This window comes from Enterobacter sp. ENT03 (assembly GCF_019218745.1).
In the GTDB taxonomy this organism is placed as follows: domain Bacteria; phylum Pseudomonadota; class Gammaproteobacteria; order Enterobacterales; family Enterobacteriaceae; genus Enterobacter_D.
Genome location: NZ_JAHUXA010000001.1, coordinates 232243 through 255159, shown reverse-complemented (window position 1 = coordinate 255159; position 22917 = coordinate 232243). Strand labels below are relative to the sequence as shown.

Below are 22917 nucleotides of genomic sequence, written 5' to 3'. Positions count from 1 at the left end.
TTATTGTGCTTTTTGCTGTTGCTCCGTAAGCCATTTATCCCAGTGAGACACGCTGATCTCCGGCTCTCTATCCATCGCGCTTTCTGCCAGCGCGGCAGCTTGCGCTTTCACTTCCTCTTCATCCAGCGTGCTGACCAGACCAAAGGTATTGGTGCCCAGTTCATGCACTTTGCCATCATCATCCGTGAGAGTCAGTAAAAAACCGGCGCGGGTAAACTCGTTGTTCAGCTCGTTAATTTCACTCAGGCTGTCTTCGTGAAATTTGACGGTTACTACGTAGCGGGTGATGTCACCAGTACTCATCATTCACCTCATTGTTATCCTGAAAGTTTTTTTAGCATAGTCGACATGGGAAATTTGGCGACCACCGGCGAGTATGATTTCCCCCGCCTGAACCGACGGGGGAAGACGAGAGTTAATGACGGTTGAGATAGTCGTAAATTTTTTGCGTATCTTCCAGCGCGCACAGACGGGTGCCCTGATTGATCGTCGCCGCGCTGCCTGCGGCCACGCCAAAACGCACCATTTCGGTCAGGGAAGCGCCTTCTGCCAGCTTCAGCGTCATAGCACCCACCATGCTGTCACCAGCACCGACGGTACTCTGGCTTTTCATCGGCGGCGGCACGACATGCACGCATTCACTGCCGTCAACGCCCAGTGCACCCTGCGGGCCGAGCGAAACTACTACGCGACGTACTTTGCCGCTGTTCACCAGCTCTTGCGCGGCCTTACGCACATCATCCGGCTGCGTGAGCGGGCGATTAACCAGTGCGCTTAGCTCTTTCTGGTTTGGCTTCACCAGTTCGAGATTACCGATTTCCAGCGCGGCGGTCAGGGCATCACCGGAGCTGTCAACAATGCAGCGGATACCCTTCTGCTGCGCGGCGCTGATGAGCTGCACCCAGGCCTCCAGCTGCACGCCGGGCGGCAGACTGCCACTCAGCACCAGTAGCGCACCGCTTTCAATGGCCAGCACCTTTTCTTCGAGCTGGCGGAATTCATTGGCATCAAGTGCCGCGCCGGGCATCACAAAACGATACTGTTCGCCGCTGGCTTCTACATGGACGTGCAGGTTTTGACGGGTCCAGTCCTGGGTCTGAATGCACTGGGTTGGAACGTTTTCGTCAGCGAGCAGGGCGGTTAAATGCTCACCGGTTGCCCCGCCCGCCGGAAAGATGGCCGTAGCCTGGCCGCCAAGAAATGTAATGGCGCGGGCGACGTTAATGCCGCCGCCGCCAGGTTCAAATACCGGCGCGGTACACCGGAGTTTACCTTCGGGATAAATTTGCGGCGTCAGTGTTGCGCTGTCCAACGACGGGGCAAGTGTTAATGTATAGATGCGAGCCATCATTACCTCCTTTTAGCGTGGATCTTTTAAGCATGGCACCGTTGCGCCAGATAGCAACGTAAATAAACGTATGATTTATATTATGAAGTTGAATTTGATCGTCCTCACTTTGATATACATTTAATGATGCTTTGAGAGCTCTCTTATTCAAAAAATGAAATAAGAATTCATTGCTATGTTAATTGAGCCTTTTTATAATTTGTTACCTTTCTCAGGATTGTTGATCGTTGATCCTGATGTAAGTTTCCGGGACCGTGATGGTCTCTTTTTTTGTTGTACGGACTCTTTATAAATGAAGCTTTTAAAGACAGTACCCGCAGTTGTTATGCTTGCGGGAGGCGTGCTTGCGTCCCTGAATGCTGCCGCAGATGATACCGTTTTTACTGTCATGGATGATCCCTCCACTGCACAGAAACCGTTTGAAGGTAATCTGAATGCTGGTTACCTGGCCCAGTCAGGTAACACCAAGAGTTCCTCGCTGACCGCTGATTCCACGTTGACCTGGTACGGAAATACTACCGCCTGGTCGCTGTGGGGCAACGCCAGCAACACCTCTTCTAATGATGAGCGTTCTTCTGAGAAATATGCTGTTGGTGGTCGTTCACGCTATAACGTGAACGATGCCGATTACCTGTTTGGTCAGGCCAGCTGGTTGACCGACCGTTACAACGGGTATCGTCAGCGTGATATCGCGACGGCAGGTTATGGACGCCAGTTCCTGAATGGCCCGGTGCACAGCCTGCGTTTTGAATTTGGTCCGGGCGTGCGTTATGACGAGTACACCGATGGCGATAACGAAACACAGCCGCTGGGTTATGCGTCAGGGACTTACGCCTGGCAGATGACAGATACCACTAAGTTCACTCAGGGGGTGTCAGTGTTTGGTGCCGAAGATACGACGCTAAACTCGGAAACGGCGCTGAACGTATCGATCAATGAGCACTTTGGTTTGAAGGTGGCGTATAACGTAACCTGGAACTCTGAGCCACCAGAATCCGCGCCGAAGCATACCGATCGCCGCACTGTTGTGTCGCTGGGTTATAAGATGTAATTGATTTTGGGCCGAATTTTTCGGCCCACTTTATCTGTGTGTCATGTGTAATTAGTGCTTATAAAATAACAGTACAATGTTTTAGCTAATTAAAAATAGTGTTCCTTCATGATTTCTCCATAATTGCCTGCCCGGACACATGTTCAATTTATTTGACAAGATTTGATAAATATTTCGACTATCAAAAAGTGTGATCCAGATCTAAACTTACTGCCATGGGTAATTAATTCCCAACAAGACACACGGTATTAAGCTAAAAAGAGAATAAACATGATGAAAACATTTAAAACTATCGCAGCAGCAGCGGTGCTTTCCGCACTCTCCTTCAGCGTATTCGCCGCTGACACTGCTTATACGTCTGCCAGTGACACCAGTAAACCTAATGCCTCTTTCCATGCTAAAGACATCGAAGCGGGTTCCAATATTCAGCCGGGTGCACAATCTACGGGTCGTTCCGCCGATGACGCATTTAATGTCGAAACGCTGGTGGCCGGGGAGTGGTATTAATCCACACTAACCCGAGGTTATTAATCAGTAGTAAGCATTATCTTACTATTATTTAAAAAACCGGAATATTTAGTGCCGGTTTTTTTATGCGCGTAATAATGTCAGTAAATTGTCAGGCAGCTGATTGGCAATTTTCAGCACGGCGTTCTGACTCTCTTGTAAAATCTGCGCTTTAATTTGTTTACTGGTTTCCAGCGCGTAATCTGCATCCATGATCCGGCTCTGAGCGGTTTGCGTGGATAGCGTTTGCTGTGACAACACCGATTTTGCGGAATCAAAGCGATTCATCCAGGCGCCATACTGTGCGCGATAACGACTCACTTTTTCCAGTGCACTGTCCAGTGCGCCCATTGCAGAACGGGATGACGCCACGGTCAGTAGGCTGGTGTCGTCAATGCCCAATGTTTTGGTGTCGGCAGGCGTAGCGGTTAGGGTCATCGCCTGTATATCGTCACCAAAATTAGCGCTGGTAATGACCTCCATTGGACCGCTCTTTTTCGGCGGTGTGGCGGGCGTAATGGTTGGTGTGGGCAGCGCACCCCATGTCAAATTACTGGTAAAAGAACCGCTACCGACAATCACCACGATCAAATCTTCACTGACATTATCAATAGTCAGGCGTTCAAGACGATTACTGCCATTGGCCCCGTCGTTATAGGCACCGATACCGCGATCTTCATAACGATCGCCATCGCCGCTATAGGTTATGGTCATACCGTTATAATTTAACGTCTCGCTGCCATTCAGGCTCCAGGCTACGCCACCTTCAATGAGCTGGCTGTCGTCATACGTCGCACCGTTCTGAAAACCATTCGCCGCCGTCAGGAGTTTGCTGCCGGCTTTTGCCGCATCGGTGATCCCGCGACTGACCCAGGTATAATCGGGATCAGGCCCGGAAAAAGGTGTGCCCGCCAGGTGTTTACCGTCACGAGTAAATAGCTGGATGTCGTCGTCGAGGCCTAGCGAGTCGATAGTTAAGGTGATATTCGTGGAGCCTGCCGGTAAATAGGCCAAAGGCACCACGCCAGAACTGAAGGTGTAATTGCTACCAGCAACCGGAAACTTGCCACTGATCGGCGCAATATCGCCAATCAGGGCAGGGGGCAGTTCCGGAGTGGCAGTTGCCAGCGGATATTTGCCAAAGATTTCCGTTTGCTCGGAAAGATCGCTAATCCCGGCGAGAATACTGGCGTATTCATGCTTAATGCTCGCTCTATCGCTTTCCGATAACGTGTCGTTGACGGACTGGATCGCCAGACTTTTGGCGCGGATCAACAACGTAGCCACTGAACTCAGGCTGCCGTCCGCCGTTTGAGCGAGACTTGTCGCATCATCCAGTCCACGGGAAATCACCGTGTCGGCATTAATGTTCGAACGCATTCTGTTGGTAATCGCAAGCCCGGCTGCATCATCCATTGCTGAATTGATCCGTAATCCTGACGACAGCCTGGAAATGGACTGCGAAAGTAGCGACGTGGTGTTTTGTCTCGCCACCAGATTCAGACCGGCAATCGCGTTATAGTTGAGTGCTTGCATTTGCTTTTCTTAACGATTCTCGTGGCCATGGATAACCAGATCATCGGCAAAATCCACGCTGACTTTAATGCAAATCATCGGCGGTTGGCCGTAAATACAGGGTGCCAGGGTGGTAATAAAGACGAATATATCGACTTACCATGCACTTATGGGAACTCGGACAGGCGATTGTAAAATGCATATTTACATTAGTGATATGAATGAATCGCGCTAAACCTCACGCCAAAAAAAGTCTTTGCTTGACGGCACCGCGGTTTTTCGATGAGCTACAGCCGATCATAAACAGCAATAACAGGGGTGAATGTGGGGAATCAGGCGAAAGATGATGAGTTATACCAGGAGATGTGCCGGGTGGTAGGTAAAGTCGTGCTGGAGATGCGCGATCTGGGCCAGGAGCCCAAGCACATCGTTATTGCTGGCGTGCTGCGTACCTCACTGGCGAATCAGCGCATCGCGCGAACTGAACTCACCAAAGTCGCCATGGAAGCGGTTATCAAAGCGCTGTCTAACACGGCCTGACCCGGATTTCCCCCGAAGAGCCTTTTAACCAACGGCTTAGACGTGTACTATCAGGGGTGAGCTTATCCGCAGAGGGTAAGGGTGCGTAGCAAATCAGGCGCACACATTCCGCAGAGTGAAGCGGAAAACCTTATCTTAGCTGCTGATAATTATTAGAAAATAGTTTTGTATGTGATCTTTCGTGTGGGTCACCACTGCAAATAAGGATATAAAATGCCAGTTATTACCCTTCCTGACGGCAGTCAACGTCACTTCGATAAAGCAGTAAGCCCATTAGATGTCGCACTGGATATCGGTCCTGGTCTCGCGAAAGCGTGTATCGCAGGGCGTGTTAATGGCGAGCTGGTCGATGCAACCGATCTCATAGAAACCGATGCGCAGTTGGCTATCATCACCGCAAAAGATGAAGATGGTCTGGAAATTATTCGTCACTCCTGTGCGCACCTGTTGGGTCATGCCATCAAGCAACTGTGGCCGCATACCAAAATGGCGATCGGTCCGGTTATCGACAATGGTTTCTATTATGATATTGACCTTGACCATACCCTGACGCAGGAAGACCTTGACGCGCTTGAAAAACGTATGCATGAGCTCGCCGAAACCAACTACGATGTCATTAAGAAAAAGGTCAGTTGGCATGAAGCGCGTGAAACCTTTGTTTCCCGCGGCGAGAGCTACAAAGTTTCCATTCTTGATGAAAATATCGCCCATGATGACAAGCCTGGCTTGTACCATCATCAGGAATACGTCGACATGTGCCGTGGTCCGCACGTGCCGAACATGCGTTTCTGCCATCACTTCAAACTGATGAAAACCGCAGGCGCGTACTGGCGTGGCGACAGCAACAATAAGATGTTGCAGCGTATCTACGGTACTGCGTGGGCAGATAAAAAAGCGCTGAACGCTTATTTGCAGCGTCTGGAAGAAGCCGCAAAACGCGATCACCGCAAAATCGGTAAGCAGCTCGACCTGTATCATATGCAGGAAGAAGCGCCAGGTATGGTATTCTGGCACAACGATGGCTGGACTATTTTCCGTGAACTCGAAACGTTTGTACGTTCTAAACTGAAAGAGTACCAGTATCAGGAAGTGAAAGGCCCGTTTATGATGGACCGTGTGCTGTGGGAAAAAACCGGCCACTGGGACAACTATAAAGATGCCATGTTTACGACCTCTTCAGAGAACCGTGAATATTGCATAAAACCGATGAACTGCCCAGGACATGTGCAGATCTTCAATCAGGGTCTAAAATCTTACCGTGACCTGCCACTGCGTATGGCAGAATTTGGCAGCTGTCACCGTAACGAGCCATCAGGCGCGTTGCATGGGCTGATGCGTGTACGTGGCTTCACTCAGGATGACGCCCATATCTTCTGTACAGAAGAGCAGGTGCGTGATGAAGTGAACGCCTGTATTCGTTTGGTCTACGATATGTACAGCACTTTTGGCTTCGAGAAAATCGTTGTCAAACTCTCAACTCGTCCGGAAAAACGTATTGGTAGCGACGAGATGTGGGATCGTGCTGAGGCGGATCTGGCAGTCGCGCTGGAAGAGAACAACATCCCGTTTGAATATCAACTGGGTGAAGGCGCGTTCTACGGTCCGAAAATTGAATTTACACTGTATGACTGCCTCGATCGTGCATGGCAGTGCGGTACTGTACAGCTGGACTTCTCCTTGCCGTCTCGTCTGAGCGCCTCTTATGTTGGCGAAAATAACGAGCGACAAGTTCCGGTGATGATTCACCGCGCGATCCTCGGTTCACTGGAGCGCTTTATCGGCATCCTGACCGAAGAATTTGCGGGCTTCTTCCCAACCTGGCTTGCGCCGGTGCAGGTAGTTGTTATGAATATCACTGATTCTCAGGCTGAATATGTCAACGAATTGACACGCAAACTGCAAAATGCCGGCATTCGCGTAAAAGCAGACTTGAGAAACGAGAAGATTGGCTTTAAAATCCGTGAGCACACTTTACGTCGTGTCCCTTATATGCTGGTTTGTGGTGACAAAGAGGTTGAAGCCGGCAAAGTAGCCGTGCGTACCCGTCGAGGTAAAGACCTGGGTAGCCTGGACGTAAATGAAGTTATCGAGAAGCTGCAACAAGAGATTCGCAGCCGCAGTCTTCAACAACTGGAGGAATAAAGTATTAAAGGCGGAAAACGAGTTCAAACGGCGCGACCGAATCGCATCAATGGCGAGATTCGCGCCACAGAAGTTCGCTTAACAGGTCTGGAAGGCGAACCGCTTGGTATTGTGAATTTGAGAGAAGCTCAGGAAAAAGCTGATGAAGCCGGGGTCGATTTAGTAGAAATTAGCCCTAACGCCGAGCCGCCCGTTTGTCGTATAATGGATTACGGCAAGTTCCTCTATGAAAAAAGCAAATCTTCTAAGGAACAGAAGAAGAAGCAAAAAGTTATCCAGGTTAAGGAAATCAAATTCCGACCTGGTACCGACGATGGCGACTACCAGGTAAAACTCCGCAGCCTGGTTCGCTTTCTGGAAGAGGGTGATAAAGCTAAGATCACACTGCGTTTCCGCGGTCGTGAGATGGCTCACCAGCAGATTGGTATGGAAGTGCTTAATCGCGTCCGTGAAGATCTGAGTGAACTGGCAGTGGTCGAATCCTTCCCATCGAAGATCGAAGGCCGCCAGATGATCATGGTGCTTGCTCCTAAGAAGAAACAGTAAGGCCATCAAGTAATCATTCCTGTGGGCCATGCTCACGGGATTGATTCGCCTTTGTTTCGTTTATTAACAATGCGAAGTGGAAGTTATTAAAATGCCAAAAATTAAGACCGTACGCGGTGCTGCTAAGCGCTTCAAAAAAACCGGTAAAGGTGGTTTTAAGCACAAGCACGCTAACCTGCGTCATATTCTGACCAAAAAAGCTACTAAGCGTAAACGTCACCTGCGCCCGAAAGCCATGGTTTCTAAAGGCGATCTGGGTCTGGTAATCGCGTGCCTTCCGTACGCATAAGTCGTTAACCTTTTAACTTTTTAAGAATAGATACAGGAGAGCACATATGGCTCGCGTAAAACGTGGTGTAGTTGCACGTGCACGTCACAAGAAAATTTTGAAACAAGCTAAAGGTTACTACGGTGCGCGTTCACGCGTTTACCGCGTTGCCTTCCAGGCTGTTATCAAAGCAGGTCAGTACGCTTATCGTGACCGTCGTCAGAAAAAGCGTCAGTTCCGTCAACTGTGGATTGCGCGTATTAACGCAGCAGCACGTCAGAACGGTATTTCTTACAGCAAGTTCATCAACGGCCTGAAAAAAGCCTCTGTTGAAATCGACCGTAAGATTCTGGCTGACATCGCTGTATTCGACAAAGTGGCATTCGCTGCCCTGGTCGAAAAAGCGAAAGCAGCTCTGGCATAAGCCAGTGAAGAGAGGGGGCTTAGCTCCCTCTTTTTTATTTGTAATACCGTCATTTTGTTGACAATTTGTCGCCCGGCCTTTTCAATAGGCATTATCGGTTTTTCCACACAAGGTAACGCAAGCATGAATGCTGCTATTTTCCGCTTCTTTTTTTACTTTAGCACCTGAATCAGGAGGCTAGCGCGTGAAAGAAGAAACGAAAAACAGCGCCAGAAAGCCTCCCGATGGAGGCTTTTTTTATGCCTGATTTTTAAAAATAAGAGACCACCATAACGGTGTCTGCACCGACATAATGAGGAAAACCATGTCACATCTCGCAGAGCTGGTTGCCAGCGCCAGGGCAGCCATTAACGAGGCTTCAGATGTTGCCGCATTAGATAATGTGCGTGTCGAATATCTGGGTAAAAAAGGGCAACTGACCCTTCAGATGACCACGCTGCGTGAGTTGCCACCTGAAGAGCGTCCGGCAGCAGGTGCGGTGATCAACGAAGCTAAAGAGCAGGTTCAGCAGGCGCTGAATGCCCGTAAAGCCGACCTGGAAAACGAGGCGCTCAACGCCCGTCTGGCCGCTGAAACCATCGACGTTTCCCTGCCGGGCCGTCGCATTGAAAACGGTGGTCTGCACCCGGTAACACGCACTATCGATCGCATCGAAAGTTTCTTCGGTGAGCTTGGTTTTACCGTAGCGACCGGACCGGAAATCGAAGACGATTACCATAACTTTGATGCACTGAATATTCCTGGCCATCACCCGGCGCGTGCCGATCACGACACCTTCTGGTTTGATGCGACTCGCCTGCTGCGTACGCAGACTTCTGGCGTGCAGATCCGCACCATGGCCAACCAGCAGCCGCCCATCCGCATTATCGCGCCAGGCCGCGTTTACCGTAACGATTACGACCAGACGCACACCCCGATGTTCCACCAGATGGAAGGCCTGATCGTTGACACCAACATCAGCTTCACCAATCTGAAAGGCACGCTTCACGACTTCCTGCGTAATTTCTTTGAAGAGGATCTGCAGATCCGTTTCCGTCCGTCCTATTTCCCGTTCACCGAACCTTCTGCGGAAGTGGATGTGATGGGTAAAAACGGCAAATGGCTGGAAGTGCTGGGCTGCGGCATGGTGCACCCGAACGTGCTGCGCAATGTCGGCATCGATCCGGAAATTTATTCCGGCTTTGCGTTCGGTATGGGCATGGAGCGTCTGACCATGCTGCGCTATGGCGTGACCGATTTACGCGCATTCTTCGAAAACGATCTGCGTTTCCTCAAACAGTTTAAATAAGGCAGGACAAAACAATGAAATTCAGTGAACTGTGGTTACGCGAATGGGTGAATCCGGCAATTGACAGCGAAGCGTTGTCCGGTCAAATCACCATGGCAGGTCTGGAAGTTGACGGCGTTGAACCGGTCGCAGGCCGCTTTACCGGTGTGGTTGTGGGCGAAGTAATGGAGTGCGGTCAGCACCCGAATGCCGACAAACTGCGCGTGACGAAAGTGAACGTCGGCGGCGATCGCCTGCTGGATATTGTCTGTGGCGCGCCAAACTGCCGTCAGGGTCTGAAAGTTGCTGTTGCGACGGTCGGTGCTGTGCTGCCGGGTGATTTCAAAATTAAAGCAGCCAAACTGCGCGGCGAACCCTCTGAAGGCATGCTTTGCTCCTTCTCTGAACTGGGCATTTCCGACGATCATAACGGCATCATCGAGCTGCCTGCCGATGCGCCGATTGGCACCGACCTGCGCGACTACCTGAAGCTTGACGATAACACCATCGAAATCAGCGTAACGCCAAACCGCGCCGATTGCCTCGGTATTATCGGTGTCGCCCGCGACGTAGCGGTGCTGAATCAGGCACCGCTGGTAGAGCCAGAAATCGCACCGGTTACGGCGACCGTAAATGATACGCTGCCGATTACTGTGGAAGCGGCTGACGCCTGCCCGCGTTATCTGGGCCGTGTGGTAAAAGGTATCAACGTCAGCGCGCCTACGCCGCTGTGGATGAAAGAGAAACTGCGCCGTTGTGGTATTCGTTCTATCGATGCCGTGGTTGATGTCACCAACTATGTGCTGCTGGAACTGGGTCAGCCGATGCACGCCTTCGATCTGAACCGTATTGACGGCGGCATCGTGGTGCGCATGGCAAAAGAGGGCGAAACCCTCGTGCTGCTGGACGGCAACGAAGCGAAGCTCAGCGCTGACACGCTGGTTATTGCTGACCACAGCAAAGCGCTGGCGATGGCCGGTATCTTCGGCGGCGAGCACTCCGGCGTGAATGATCAAACGCAGGATGTGCTGCTGGAATGCGCCTTCTTCAGTCCGCTCTCCATCACTGGTCGCGCGCGCCGTCATGGCCTGCACACCGATGCGTCCCATCGCTACGAGCGTGGCGTGGATCCGGCGTTGCAGTTCAAAGCTATGGAACGTGCGACTCGTCTGCTGATCGACATCTGCGGCGGTAACGCTGGCCCGGTGATCGACGTGACCCACGACGCGGCATTGCCAAAACCGGCGACCATCACCCTGCGCCGCAGCAAGCTGGATCGCCTGATTGGTCATCATATTGCCGATGCGCAGGTGAGCGACATTCTGCGCCGGCTGGGTTGTGAGGTGACCGAAGGTCAGGGCCAGTGGCAGGCCGTTGCCCCGAGCTGGCGCTTCGACATCGCCATCGAGGAAGATCTGGTTGAAGAAGTGGCACGTATCTACGGCTACAACAATATTCCGGACGAGCCGGTGCAGGCTGGCCTGATCATGGGTCAGCATCGCGAAGCGGACCTGTCGCTGAAGCGCGTGAAAACCCTGCTCATCGACAAAGGCTATCAGGAAGTTATCACCTATAGCTTCGTGGATCCGAAAGTGCAGCAGCTGGTGCATCCTGGTGAGGAAGCGCTGATCCTGCCAAGCCCGATCTCCAGCGAAATGTCAGCGATGCGTCTGTCCCTGTGGACAGGCTTGCTGGCCACGGTGGTCTACAACCAGAACCGTCAGCAGAACCGCGTCCGCATTTTTGAATCCGGTCTGCGTTTTGTCCCTGATACCTCGGCAAACCTGGGTATTCGTCAGGATGTGATGCTGGCAGGCGTAATCTGTGGCAACCGTCACGATGAGCACTGGAATCTGGCAAAAGAGAGCGTTGATTTCTATGATTTGAAAGGCGATCTGGAATCTGTGCTCGATCTGACCGGCCAACTGAACAACATTCAGTTCAAAGCCGAGGCAAATCCGGCGCTGCATCCGGGCCAATCCGCCGCGATTTATCTGAAAGGCGAACGCGTTGGTTTCATTGGTGTTGTGCATCCTGAGCTGGAGCGCAAGCTGGATCTCAATGGTCGTACCATCGTGTTTGAACTGGAGTGGAACAAGGTCGCAGACCGCGTGGTGCCTCAGGCGCAGGAGATTTCCCGCTTCCCGGCAAACCGCCGCGACATCGCTGTTGTGGTCGCTGAAAATGTACCCGCAGCAGATGTTTTGGCTGAATGTAAGAAAGTTGGCGTAAATCAGGTAGTTGGCGTAAACTTATTTGACGTGTACCGCGGCAAGGGTGTGGCGGAGGGCTATAAGAGCCTCGCTATCAGCCTGATCCTTCAGGATAACAGCCGTACACTCGAAGAAGAGGATATTGCCACTACCGTTGCCAGATGCGTAGAGGCATTAAAAGAGCGATTCCAGGCATCATTGAGGGATTGAACCTATGGCGCTAACAAAAGCTGAAATGTCAGAATATCTGTTTGATAAGCTTGGGCTTAGCAAACGAGATGCCAAAGAGCTTGTAGAGCTGTTTTTCGAAGAGATCCGTCGCGCTCTGGAAAACGGTGAACAGGTGAAACTCTCTGGCTTCGGTAATTTCGATTTGCGTGATAAGAATCAACGCCCGGGCCGTAACCCGAAAACGGGTGAAGATATTCCCATTACAGCCCGGCGCGTGGTGACCTTCAGACCCGGCCAGAAGTTAAAAAGCCGCGTCGAAAACGCTTCGCCCAAAGCAGAGTAATCTGAGCTAACCAAAAAGGCCGCAACTGCGGCCTTTTTTCTTTCCTCCTTGCAATATCAGCATTAAAATCAAACACATCATTTCACCGAATAGCAGACATTATGCAGGCATTGGCCCGTCATCAGCACCGCCACGATCGCCGCAGGCTGTGCTTCCTCGCTCTGTTGCTACTGATTGCCTGCACCTTCAGCCTGTGTGCCGGGGATCAGTGGATCGCCCCCGAGGCATGGTTTAGCGACGCCGGGCGCTTATTTGTCTGGCAAATCCGTCTGCCGAGAACCGTGGCGGTGATGCTGGTGGGCGGCGCGCTGGCGCTGTGCGGGGCGATCATGCAGGCGCTATTTGAAAACCCGCTGGCGGAGCCGGGGCTGCTGGGCGTATCGAACGGGGCAGGGGTCGGGCTTATCGCTGCCGTGATGCTCGGGCAGGGGGTCTTGCCCGAATGGGCGCTGGGCCTGTGCGCTATCTGCGGCGCGCTGGTCATTACCCTTATTCTGCTGCGGTTTGCACATCGGCATCTTTCCACCAGCCGTCTGCTGCTGGCGGGCGTGGCGCTGGGCATTATCTGTAGCGCTCTGATGACCTGGGCGATCTATTTCTCCACCTCCTTCGACTTGCGCCAGCTCATGTACTGGATGATGGGCGGCTTCGGCGGCGTTGACTGGCAACAAAGCTGGCTGATGCTGGCGCTGGTACCCGTTATGGCGTGGGTATGCGTCCAGTCGCAGCCGCTTAACATGCTGGCGCTGGGAGAAACCTCCGCCCGCCAGTTGGGGCTGTCGCTGTGGTTCTGGCGCAACGTGCTGGTGCTCGCCACCGGCTGGATGGTGGGCGTCAGCGTGGCGCTGGCGGGTGCGATTGGCTTTATCGGGCTGGTGATCCCCCATATTCTCCGCCTGTGCGGGATTACCGATCACCGCATCCTGCTCCCCGGCTGCACACTGGCGGGGGCTTCAGCGCTGCTGTTTGCTGACATCGTTGCGCGTCTGGCGCTGAGTGCAGCAGAGCTGCCGATTGGCGTCGTGACTGCCACACTGGGCGCACCTGTATTTATCTGGCTATTATTAAAGGCCGGGCGTTAAGACCCGGCTATACGATCTGCAAACTAAGGGGATGTTATGCAACACGAGATTTTACATACCGATGTGACCACCATTGATGGCGAACACACGACGCTGGAACACTATGCAGGCAAGGTGCTGCTGATCGTCAACGTGGCCTCTAAATGTGGCCTCACGTCGCAGTACGAGCAGCTGGAAAACATCCAGAAAGCCTGGAAAGATGCCGGTCTGGTGGTGCTGGGTTTCCCGTGCAATCAGTTCCTCGGCCAGGAGCCGGGCAGCGAAGAAGAGATCAAAACCTTTTGCAGCACGACGTATGGCGTGACGTTCCCGATGTTCAGCAAAATCGAGGTCAACGGTGAAAATCGTCACCCGCTGTACCGCAAATTGATAGCCGCAGCACCGACCGCCGTTGCGCCGGAAGCGAGCGGTTTTCAGGAGCGCCTGGCCAGCAAAGGCCGCGCGCCGCTGTACCCGGATGACATCCTGTGGAACTTCGAGAAATTCCTTATTGGTCGTGATGGCCAGGTCGTGCAGCGCTTCTCGCCAGACATGACCCCGGAAGATCCGATTGTGATGGAAGCCATCAAGGCCGCACTGGCGAAATAATGTCAGTACTGATGCAATTACAGGATGTTGAAGCGAAGGATCGCCTCGGGCCGCTTAGCGGCGATATTCACCGTGGCGAGATCCTGCATCTTGTTGGCCCTAACGGTGCCGGGAAAAGCACACTGCTGGCGCGTATGGCGGGGCTGACCCAGGGGCAGGGCAGCGTCACCTTCAACGATAAATCGCTGGATGCCTGGCATGCCACCTCGCTTGCCCGCCACCGCGCCTTTCTGGCGCAGCAGCAGATGCCGCCGTTCTCCATGCCGGTCTGGCACTTTCTGACATTGCATCAGCGGCACCAACCTGACACGGCGCTGAGCGAAGCGGTCGCGGCCGCGCTCGGTCTGAGCGATAAGCTCGGTCGCGCCACCAGCCAGTTATCCGGCGGCGAATGGCAACGTGTTCGTCTGGCGGCCGTGATCTTACAGATCCATCCGCAGGGGAATCCTCACGGGCAACTGCTGCTGCTGGATGAGCCAATGAACAGTCTCGATGTGGCGCAACAGGCCGCGCTGGACAGGCTTCTCAGCGCGCTGTGCGAAGCGGGGTTGACTATTGTCATGAGCAGCCACGATCTCAACCATACGCTGCGTCATGCGCATCGTGCATGGCTGCTGTGCAAGGGGCAACTGGTCGCCAGCGGCGCACGCGATCGTGTCATGACGCCTGCCAATCTGGAAAAGGCTTATCACATTCCATTTCGTCGCCTGAACATTGAGGGGCACAGCGTGCTGATTTCCGCGCAATAAGTGAATGGCAACTTGCGCATAACACAGCTCACAGGCTAAATTTCTGCAGAAATAATAATGAATAGGATGCGTCCGGTATGCGTTTCTGGTTTTTACTCGCAGCAGCGTTGTTTCTGGCAGGGTGCAGCAGCCATCGCGCACCGCCGCCAAATCCCCGTCTTTCCGACTCGATCACCGTTATCGCGGGTCTTAACGATCAACTTAGCAACTGGCGTGGCACGCCGTATCGCTATGGCGGTATGAGTCGCGGCGGCGTGGACTGTTCCGGCTTTGTGCTGATGACCTTCCGTGACAAGTTCGACTTACAGTTGCCGCGCGAAACCCGCCAGCAGGCGAAGATTGGCACTGAAATCGACAAAGACGATCTGCTGCCCGGCGATCTGGTGTTCTTCAAAACCGGCTCAGGCGAAAGCGGCCTGCACGTCGGCATTTACGACACCGATAACCAGTTTATTCATGCCTCCACCAGCCGCGGTGTGATGCGCTCCTCGCTGGATAACGTCTACTGGCGTAAAAATTTCTGGCAAGCCCGCCGCATTTAATTCGGACATTTACCCACCGGGCGCGGTGGGTAAATGTATCTCATTTTCTTTGTTTTTTCTTTTCTAATTATTTCACTGCGGATTATTCCTGGTAAATCATCCTAATTAATTAGCCTGTTAATATTTCTAAACTATTGTGTTAATGAAATTTACGATGCTGGCAATTAAAATTTTTTCGGGATAAGATTTGCCTTAGGGCAAAGGATGAACCGTAATTAAAAGGAAAAAATGAAAGTATTTCGTCTACAGCCCATAGCGGTGAATGGTATTACACCCCCTTTCAGCGAGCCGGGAAACACCCCGATAATGGGACTGGCGATATGATCGTAACGCTTGAATCGACATGGCGCACCGAGCTGTTATTACAGCCCGCCCGTAGCGCACAAGGCAAGCTGGAAGGCCTGGAAATTATCGTCAATTTTATTGGCGCAGATGGTCACGCCCATACGCCTGCCGGGCAGGTGTTGCCGCGCCTGTCTGCCCAGTCCGCGCTGACCTTGTTCGCCGAGCAACTGGAATTACTTGACGCCTGTAAACTCTTTTTCATGCAGCACCATATTCCCGCGTGGATAAATATAACTCCGGTGATTGCCGGGGCGCTTTTAAGCGATCCGCAATTGGCCGCCAGCGTTGAGCGTTTCCCTTTTCTGGAATTTACAATTAATGAGAATTATCCCGATTTAAATAAAGGCAAAAGTCATCCAGAGCTTTCACTGCTAGCCGAACGTTATTCTCTGGTGCTGGGGAATTTTGGATCGGGAATGAGTTCCACCCGTGCCATATTCGATGGAATGTTTAAGCGAGTGATTTTGGATAAAAACTTTGTCCATCATCGATTAACCTCTCCGGCGTTCGAACCTTTTATACGAACCATTGCCAGTCAGGTAAAACCTTATTGTCAGTCAATGATCATCGCGGGCATTGATAATGAATCTACTCTTCAGCGCGTCATGCCATTTAATTTCCCGGCGATGATGGGCGCGTTATGGCCGCCCGTCAGTGTGAACAACTTGACGACGCTGGCGCAGGGATAACCTTGCGGTTATCCCGTGTTTAACCGCTGCATTACCCTCTACACTTAAGACAGGAGGAAACATGACCCTGTCTTTTACAACCCACTGGCGCGATGAGCTGCCGGAGTTTTACACCGCACTGCAACCCACACCGCTACAGAATGCGCGTCTGGTCTGGCATAACGCACCGCTGGCCGAAAGCCTGGGCATCCCCGCATCGCTGTTTGATTCAGCGTCAGGCGCAGGCGTATGGGGCGGCGAAGCGCTGCTGCCTGGCATGTCGCCGCTGGCGCAGGTTTACAGCGGTCACCAGTTTGGCGTGTGGGCCGGTCAGCTTGGTGACGGACGCGGCATTCTGCTGGGCGAGCAGTTGCTTGCCGATGGCACCACCCGCGACTGGCATCTCAAAGGGGCTGGACTGACGCCTTACTCGCGTATGGGCGATGGCCGCGCCGTACTGCGTTCCACCATTCGTGAAAGCCTGGCCTCCGAGGCCATGCACTATCTCGGCATTCCTACCACGCGCGCGCTGTCGATTGTCACCAGCGATACGCCGGTGCGCCGGGAAACCACCGAGCAGGGCGCAATGATGATCCGCATTGCGCAAAGCCATGCGCGTTTCGGTCACTTCGAACATTTCTACTACCGGCGCGAACCGGAAAAGGTGCAGAAGCTGGCGGATTTCGTTATTCGCCATCACTGGCCACAGTGGCAGGATGAGGCAGATAAATATGCCCTGTGGTTTAACGATGTGGTCAGCCGTACCGCGTCGCTGATCGCCCGCTGGCAGGCGGTGGGATTCGCCCACGGTGTGATGAATACCGACAATATGTCGATCCTCGGCCTGACTATTGATTACGGCCCTTACGGTTTCCTCGACGATTACCAGCCGGGGTATATCTGTAACCACTCCGATTACCAGGGCCGTTATCGCTTCGATAATCAGCCAGGCGTCGGGTTGTGGAACTTACAAAAGCTGGCGCAAACTCTGTCGCCTTTTGTGGCGGTTGACGTGCTAAATCAGGCGCTGGAAAACTATCAGCAGGTGTTGCTGCGCGACTATGGCGCACTGATGCGCGGCAAACTGGGCTTCACGACAGAGCAGAAAGGCGATAACGAGATACTGAATCGTCTCTTTGCACTGATGGCGAGAGAAGGCAGCGACTACACCCGCACTTTCCGTCTGCTGAGCCAGACGGAACAACACAGCGCCCGTTCACCGCTGCGCGACGAGTTTATCGACCGGGCAGGATTTGATGCCTGGTTTGCGGATTATCGTGCGCGTTTGCAGGGGGAAGGGATTGATGATGCGACACGTCAGGCGCAGATGAAGGCGGTGAATCCGGCCATGGTCCTGCGTAACTGGCTGGCCCAGCGTGCTATTGAACAGGCCGAGCAGGGTGATATGACCGAGCTGGCGCGTCTGCATACGGCACTGCGCACGCCGTTTGCCGATCGCAATGATGATTACGTCAGTCGTCCACCGGACTGGGGTAAGCGTCTGGAAGTGAGCTGTTCAAGCTAGGCGAAGGGTGCCGGGTGGCGGCTTTGCCTTACCCGGCCTACCTTCACTTTGGGATCGACTGATGTAGGCCCGGCAAGCGCAGCGCCGCCGGGCAAAGCGGTAATTCCAGATGTAGGCCCGGCAAGCGCAGTGCCGCCGGGCAAAGCGGTAATTCCAGATGTAGGCCCGGCAAGCGCAGTGCCGCCGGGCAAAGTGGTAATTCCAGATGTAGGCCCGGCAAACGCAGCGCCGCCGGGCAACGCGGTGGCCTCAGCCGTCAGAAGCGGCTGTCAACGGCGCGGGCGAGCATCTCCAGCAACGTTTCGCTGTCGTCCCAGCCGAGGCAAGGGTCAGTGATCGACTGGCCGTACACCAGCGGCTGACCGGCGACGATTTTCTGCGTGCCTTCCTCAATAAAACTTTCCGCCATGATCCCGGCAATGGCTGTCGAACCGCCGCGGATCTGCTGGCAAATATCCTCACATACCGCAAGCTGGCGGCGATGCTGTTTCTGGCAGTTGCCATGGCTGAAATCCACCACCAGGCGCTCCGGCAGATTGAATTCACGCAGCGTGACGCAGGCTTGCGCCAGATCGGCCGCCTGATAGTTCGGCTGCTTGCCGCCGCGCATAATAATGTGACCATAGGGATTACCGCTGGTCTGGTAGATGGTCATCTGCCCGGATTTATCCGGCGAGAGGAACATATGGCTGGCGCGGGAGGCGCGGATCGCATCCACGGCGATCAGCGTATTACCATCAGTGCCGTTTTTGAAACCCACCGGGCAGGAGAGCGCCGAGGCCATTTCCCGGTGGATCTGGCTTTCAGTGGTACGCGCGCCAATAGCACCCCAACTGATGAGATCGGCAATAAACTGCCCGGTCACCATATCGAGGAATTCGGTGGCGGTAGGGACGCCCAGTTCGTTCACCTGCAACAGCAGCTTGCGTGCCAGTTCGATGCCATGATTAACGCGATAGCTGCCGTTGAGATCCGGATCGGAAATCAGCCCCTTCCAGCCCACGACGGTGCGTGGTTTTTCGAAATAGGTGCGCATCACGATTTCCAGCCGGTGCTGGTGTTTTTCACGTAGCGGCTGTAAGCGGCGGGCGTAATCCATCGCGGCGTCGAGGTCGTGAATCGAGCACGGCCCGACGATCACCAGCAGACGGCGATCCGTACCGTTGAGGATTTTCTCAATGCGACGTCGTGAGGCCGTGACATGTTCCGCTACGCTTGCGGAAACAGGATACCGTTGCGCCAGCTCAGCCGGGGTCACCAGGCTCTCTATGCGCGCAGTACGCAGTTCATCGGTTTTATTCATTACATTTCTCAGAAATTTGTGGCTTCAGCGGCAGGACTGCCGGGAAGTGATGGACATCACGATAAACCAATCCCGTCGTATTTCAAGTACGGGCGTGATGTGCATCACAAACCAAAAGGCAATGATAACGAAATTTCAACCGATGTACTAGCTTACTAGTTCAAGAGGATTTTTAATCGTTAGTACATCCGGCGCGTGAGCTTCATCATGTCGAGGATTTTGGTGGCGATCTCTTCCACGGAGAAATTGGTGCTGTTGAGATAAGGGATCTGGTTTTTCCGGTACAGCGCTTCGACTTCTGCCACTTCCATCCGGCACTGGCGCAGCGAGGCATAACGGCTGTTTTCCCGGCGCTCTTCGCGTATGGCGGCGAGACGTTCCGCGTTAATGGTGAGGCCAAAAAGTTTATGTTGCAGGGGTTTTAGCGCAGCGGGCAGCACCAGATTATCCATATCGTCGGCAATAAACGGATAGTTGGCAGCGCGCACGCCAAACTGCATCGCCAGATAGAGGCTGGTGGGGGTTTTACCGCAGCGTGACACGCCCAGTAAAATAACCTGTGCCTGATCGAGATTGCGCATCGACACGCCGTCATCGTGCGCCAGCGTATAGTCAATAGCGGCGATACGCGCATCGTATTTGATCAGGTTGCCGGGATTCAGCCCGTGCGTGCGGTGCGCAACAGGAGAGGGATCGAGCTTCAGTTCCTGCTGTAAAGGCGCGACCAGCGCCTGCACGATGTCCTGACAGAATCCTTCGCTTTGCGTAATGATGTTGCGCACTTCCGGCAACACGATGGAATAAAACACCAGCGGGCGAATGCCCGTCTGCTGATACAGGGCGTCGATCTGTTCTTTTACGGCTTTCGCACGGCTCTCATTTTCGACAAAGGGCAGGGTGATGCTGTTGATGGCCACCGGAAACTGCGACATTACCGCATGACCCAGAACTTCAGCGGTGATTGCCGTGCCATCGGAAATATAAAAAACGTGCCTGTCTACAGAATTATCCATTTTCCCATCTCGTCGCCATTCGTAATGACATAAAAGCATAAATTAAAATCATCAGGCTGCGTAGTCAGCGATGGATAATTTAAAAAGTGAAATGCTGTTTTTATTTTTAATGAAAAGTGCATTTCATTTTTAGACGTGCAGGGAATAATGCACACAATCTCATGAAATTAGTTGATTCAGTGACTTACCACGCCCAGGGAAACAGTCTTAAAAAGCACAAATAAAATTTGCTTGAACGATTCACCGTTTTTTTCAACAGAGTAAGTATGCCAGGATAATTGTGTTATCAGGTCTTTCCTAAACCCGTTCATATATCACAAAAGGATTGTTCGATGTCCAACAATGGCTCGTCACCGCTGGTGCTTTGGTATAACCAACTCGGCATGAATGATGTAGACAGAGTTGGAGGCAAAAATGCCTCCCTGGGTGAAATGATCACCAATCTGTCCGGTATGGGTGTTGCCGTACCGAACGGATTTGCCACCACCGCGGATGCTTTTAATCTGTTTCTTGATCAAAGCGGCGTTAACGAACGCATCTATGATCTGCTGGATAAAACGGATATTGATGACGTGGGCGAGCTGGCGAAAGCAGGCGCGCAAATTCGGGCGTGGATCATCGACACACCTTTCCAGCCAGAACTGGAACAGGCCATTCACGAGGCGTATAACCGGCTGTCGGCTGACGACGCGGAAGCCTCTTTTGCGGTGCGCTCTTCCGCCACCGCAGAAGACATGCCGGACGCCTCTTTTGCCGGCCAGCAGGAAACCTTCTTAAACGTGCAGGGCTATGACGCCGTGCTGGTGGCCGTTAAACATGTGTATGCCTCTCTGTTTAACGACCGCGCCATCTCTTATCGTGTCCATCAGGGCTATGACCATCGCGGCGTCGCGCTGTCGGCGGGCGTACAGCGGATGGTGCGTTCCGACCTCGCGTCGTCCGGTGTGATGTTCTCCATTGATACCGAATCCGGCTTCGACCAGGTGGTCTTTATCACCTCGGCCTGGGGGCTGGGTGAAATGGTGGTGCAGGGCGCGGTGAACCCGGATGAATTCTATGTGCACAAACCGACGCTGGAAGCCGGGCGTCCGGCGATCGTGCGCCGTACCTTGGGTTCGAAAAAAATCCGCATGATTTATGCCCCAACCCAGGAGCACGGCAAACAGGTGCGCATTGAAGATGTGCCCGAAGCCGATCGCGACATCTTCTCGCTTACCGACGACGAAGTGCAGGAGCTGGCGAAACAGGCGGTGCAGATCGAGAAGCACTATGGCCGACCGATGGACATCGAATGGGCGAAAGACGGCCATACCGGGAAACTGTTTATCGTGCAGGCGCGCCCCGAAACTGTGCGTTCACGTGGTCAGGTGATGGAGCGCTACACGCTGCATGACCAGGGCAAAATCATCGCTGAAGGCCGCGCTATTGGCCACCGCATTGGCGCGGGTCCGGTGAAAGTGATCCACGACATCAGCGAAATGAACCGGATTGAGCCAGGCGATGTGCTGGTCACCGACATGACCGACCCGGACTGGGAGCCGATCATGAAAAAAGCGGCGGCGATTGTCACTAACCGTGGCGGACGCACCTGCCATGCGGCGATCATCGCCCGTGAGCTTGGCATTCCGGCGGTAGTGGGCTGTGGCGATGCCACCGAGCGCATGAAGGATGGCGAAAAAGTCACCGTCTCCTGCGCCGAAGGCGATACCGGTTACGTGTACGCCGAGATGCTCGATTTCAGTATCAAAAGCTCCAGCGTCGACACCATGCCGGATCTGCCGTTAAAAATCATGATGAACGTCGGTAACCCGGATCGCGCGTTTGATTTTGCCTGCCTGCCTAACGAAGGCGTGGGGCTTGCCCGTCTGGAATTTATTATCAACCGCATGATCGGCGTGCATCCGCGCGCGCTGCTGGAATTTGACGACCAGGAGCCAGCGCTGCAAAACGAGATCCGCGCGCTGATGAAAGGCTACGATTCGCCGAAAGACTTTTATATTGGACGTCTAAGCGAAGGCATCGCCACGCTGGGTGCCGCGTTTTACCCGAAACGGGTGATTGTGCGCCTGTCCGATTTTAAATCGAACGAATACGCCAACCTGGTAGGCGGGGCGCGTTACGAGCCGGAGGAGGAAAACCCGATGCTCGGCTTCCGTGGCGCGGGCCGCTACGTGGCCGATAGCTTCCGCGACTGCTTCGCGCTGGAGTGCGAGGCGGTGAAATACGTGCGTAACGATATGGGGCTGACCAACGTCGAGATCATGATCCCGTTTGTACGTACGGTGGCACAGGCGAAAGCGGTCATTGAAGAGCTGGAGCGCCAGGGGCTTAAGCGCGGCGAAAACGGCCTGAAAGTGATCATGATGTGTGAGATCCCGTCCAATGCCCTGCTGGCTGAACAGTTCCTTGAGTACTTCGACGGATTCTCCATCGGCTCTAATGACATGACGCAGCTGGCGCTGGGGCTTGACCGCGATTCCGGCGTGGTTTCTGAACTCTTTGACGAGCGTAACGACGCGGTGAAAGCGCTGCTGTCGATGGCGATCCGCGCGGCGAAGAAACAGGGCAAATACGTGGGCATCTGTGGACAAGGCCCGTCTGACCATGAAGACTTTGCTGCCTGGCTGATGGAGGAGGGGATCGATAGTCTGTCGCTCAACCCGGATACCGTGGTGCAAACCTGGCTCAGTCTGGCCGAACTGAATAAATAATCACTTAATATTCATCCCCGGTTTGGTCCGGGGATTTTTTTATCCTGAATAAGGCG

At 53.5% G+C, this 22917-nt stretch carries 23 protein-coding genes and 1 other annotated feature; of the genes, 18 read left to right on the top strand and 5 right to left on the bottom strand.

Annotation, left to right across the window (positions count from 1 at the left end):
• Positions 1-303 (bottom strand): type V toxin-antitoxin system endoribonuclease antitoxin GhoS, encoded by a 303-nt coding sequence (gene ghoS / locus KW828_RS01235; RefSeq protein ID WP_218335343.1) that lies wholly within the window; start codon positions 301-303, stop codon positions 1-3.
• 112 nt (positions 304-415) lie between these two features.
• Positions 416-1348 (bottom strand): 6-phosphofructokinase II, encoded by a 933-nt coding sequence (gene pfkB, locus KW828_RS01230; RefSeq protein WP_218335342.1) that lies wholly within the window; start codon positions 1346-1348, stop codon positions 416-418.
• 292 nt (positions 1349-1640) lie between these two features.
• On the opposite strand from pfkB, the gene KW828_RS01225 reads away from it, so the two are divergent.
• The gene (locus tag KW828_RS01225; RefSeq protein WP_218334630.1) at positions 1641-2399 is read left to right on the top strand and encodes a YdiY family protein; all 759 of its coding nucleotides are present in this window, start codon (positions 1641-1643) and stop codon (positions 2397-2399) included.
• A 273-nt stretch (positions 2400-2672) separates the two neighbouring features.
• Positions 2673-2906, top strand: a complete 234-nt coding sequence (locus KW828_RS01220; RefSeq protein WP_218335341.1) for a hypothetical protein — start codon at positions 2673-2675, stop codon at positions 2904-2906.
• Positions 2907-2990: 84 nt separating this feature from the next.
• Here KW828_RS01220 and KW828_RS01215 read toward each other — a convergent pair whose 3' ends face one another.
• A complete protein-coding gene (locus KW828_RS01215; RefSeq protein WP_218334629.1) occupies positions 2991-4442 on the bottom strand; it encodes a flagellin in 1452 nt (483 codons plus the stop codon).
• 303 nt (positions 4443-4745) lie between these two features.
• Between KW828_RS01215 and fumD the strand changes: the two genes are divergently transcribed.
• The 15 genes from fumD (at position 4746) to selO (ending at position 17834) form a co-directional block, all read left to right on the top strand.
• Entirely contained in the window at positions 4746-4961 is a 216-nt protein-coding gene (gene fumD, locus KW828_RS01210; protein WP_218334628.1) for a fumarate hydratase FumD, read from the top strand.
• A gap of 213 nt (positions 4962-5174) precedes the next feature.
• The gene (gene thrS / locus KW828_RS01205) at positions 5175-7103 is read left to right on the top strand and encodes a threonine--tRNA ligase (RefSeq protein WP_218334627.1); all 1929 of its coding nucleotides are present in this window, start codon (positions 5175-5177) and stop codon (positions 7101-7103) included.
• Positions 7104-7106: 3 nt separating this feature from the next.
• Positions 7107-7649 (top strand): translation initiation factor IF-3, encoded by a 543-nt coding sequence (infC, locus tag KW828_RS01200; RefSeq protein WP_088222027.1) that lies wholly within the window; start codon positions 7107-7109, stop codon positions 7647-7649.
• A 91-nt stretch (positions 7650-7740) separates the two neighbouring features.
• The gene (rpmI, locus tag KW828_RS01195) at positions 7741-7938 is read left to right on the top strand and encodes a 50S ribosomal protein L35 (protein WP_001124225.1); all 198 of its coding nucleotides are present in this window, start codon (positions 7741-7743) and stop codon (positions 7936-7938) included.
• 46 nt (positions 7939-7984) lie between these two features.
• Complete coding sequence (gene rplT, locus KW828_RS01190) at positions 7985-8341, top strand: 50S ribosomal protein L20 (RefSeq protein ID WP_088222026.1); 357 nt, start codon at positions 7985-7987, stop codon at positions 8339-8341.
• Between the two features lie 118 nt (positions 8342-8459).
• Positions 8460-8582: a sequence feature (Phe leader region), on the top strand.
• Entirely contained in the window at positions 8465-8509 is a 45-nt protein-coding gene (pheM, locus tag KW828_RS01185) for a pheST operon leader peptide PheM (RefSeq protein WP_001386830.1), read from the top strand. (Overlaps the previous feature by 45 nt.)
• 63 nt (positions 8583-8645) lie before the next feature.
• On the top strand, positions 8646-9629 hold the full coding sequence (gene pheS / locus KW828_RS01180) for a phenylalanine--tRNA ligase subunit alpha (protein ID WP_218334626.1): 984 nt from the start codon (positions 8646-8648) through the stop codon (positions 9627-9629).
• 14 nt (positions 9630-9643) lie between these two features.
• The gene (gene pheT / locus KW828_RS01175; protein WP_218334625.1) at positions 9644-12031 is read left to right on the top strand and encodes a phenylalanine--tRNA ligase subunit beta; all 2388 of its coding nucleotides are present in this window, start codon (positions 9644-9646) and stop codon (positions 12029-12031) included.
• A 4-nt stretch (positions 12032-12035) separates the two neighbouring features.
• The gene (gene ihfA, locus KW828_RS01170) at positions 12036-12335 is read left to right on the top strand and encodes an integration host factor subunit alpha (RefSeq protein WP_006820203.1); all 300 of its coding nucleotides are present in this window, start codon (positions 12036-12038) and stop codon (positions 12333-12335) included.
• A gap of 101 nt (positions 12336-12436) precedes the next feature.
• On the top strand, positions 12437-13417 hold the full coding sequence (gene btuC / locus KW828_RS01165) for a vitamin B12 ABC transporter permease BtuC (RefSeq protein WP_218334624.1): 981 nt from the start codon (positions 12437-12439) through the stop codon (positions 13415-13417).
• Positions 13418-13453: 36 nt separating this feature from the next.
• Positions 13454-14005, top strand: a complete 552-nt coding sequence (locus KW828_RS01160; protein WP_218334623.1) for a glutathione peroxidase — start codon at positions 13454-13456, stop codon at positions 14003-14005.
• On the top strand, positions 14005-14754 hold the full coding sequence (btuD, locus tag KW828_RS01155; RefSeq protein WP_218334622.1) for a vitamin B12 ABC transporter ATP-binding protein BtuD: 750 nt from the start codon (positions 14005-14007) through the stop codon (positions 14752-14754). Before KW828_RS01160 ends, btuD begins: the two co-directional genes overlap by 1 nt.
• A gap of 77 nt (positions 14755-14831) precedes the next feature.
• The gene (locus KW828_RS01150; RefSeq protein ID WP_218334621.1) at positions 14832-15296 is read left to right on the top strand and encodes a C40 family peptidase; all 465 of its coding nucleotides are present in this window, start codon (positions 14832-14834) and stop codon (positions 15294-15296) included.
• A gap of 320 nt (positions 15297-15616) precedes the next feature.
• Positions 15617-16330, top strand: a complete 714-nt coding sequence (locus KW828_RS01145) for an EAL domain-containing protein (RefSeq protein WP_218334620.1) — start codon at positions 15617-15619, stop codon at positions 16328-16330.
• A gap of 61 nt (positions 16331-16391) precedes the next feature.
• Positions 16392-17834: a protein adenylyltransferase SelO gene (gene selO / locus KW828_RS01140; protein WP_218334619.1), complete on the top strand. Its 1443-nt coding sequence runs from the start codon at positions 16392-16394 to the stop codon at positions 17832-17834.
• A gap of 256 nt (positions 17835-18090) precedes the next feature.
• Here selO and aroH read toward each other — a convergent pair whose 3' ends face one another.
• Together aroH and KW828_RS01130 are read right to left on the bottom strand one after the other, a co-directional pair.
• Entirely contained in the window at positions 18091-19137 is a 1047-nt protein-coding gene (aroH, locus tag KW828_RS01135; RefSeq protein WP_218334618.1) for a 3-deoxy-7-phosphoheptulonate synthase AroH, read from the bottom strand.
• A 179-nt stretch (positions 19138-19316) separates the two neighbouring features.
• Positions 19317-20150 carry a pyruvate, water dikinase regulatory protein gene (locus KW828_RS01130; protein ID WP_218334617.1) on the bottom strand — a complete coding sequence of 278 codons (834 nt, stop codon included), beginning with the start codon at positions 20148-20150 and terminating at the stop codon, positions 19317-19319.
• 332 nt (positions 20151-20482) lie between these two features.
• Here KW828_RS01130 and ppsA point away from each other — a divergent pair, with 332 nt between their 5' ends.
• On the top strand, positions 20483-22861 hold the full coding sequence (gene ppsA / locus KW828_RS01125; RefSeq protein ID WP_218334616.1) for a phosphoenolpyruvate synthase: 2379 nt from the start codon (positions 20483-20485) through the stop codon (positions 22859-22861).
• Positions 22862-22917 lie beyond the last annotated feature (56 nt).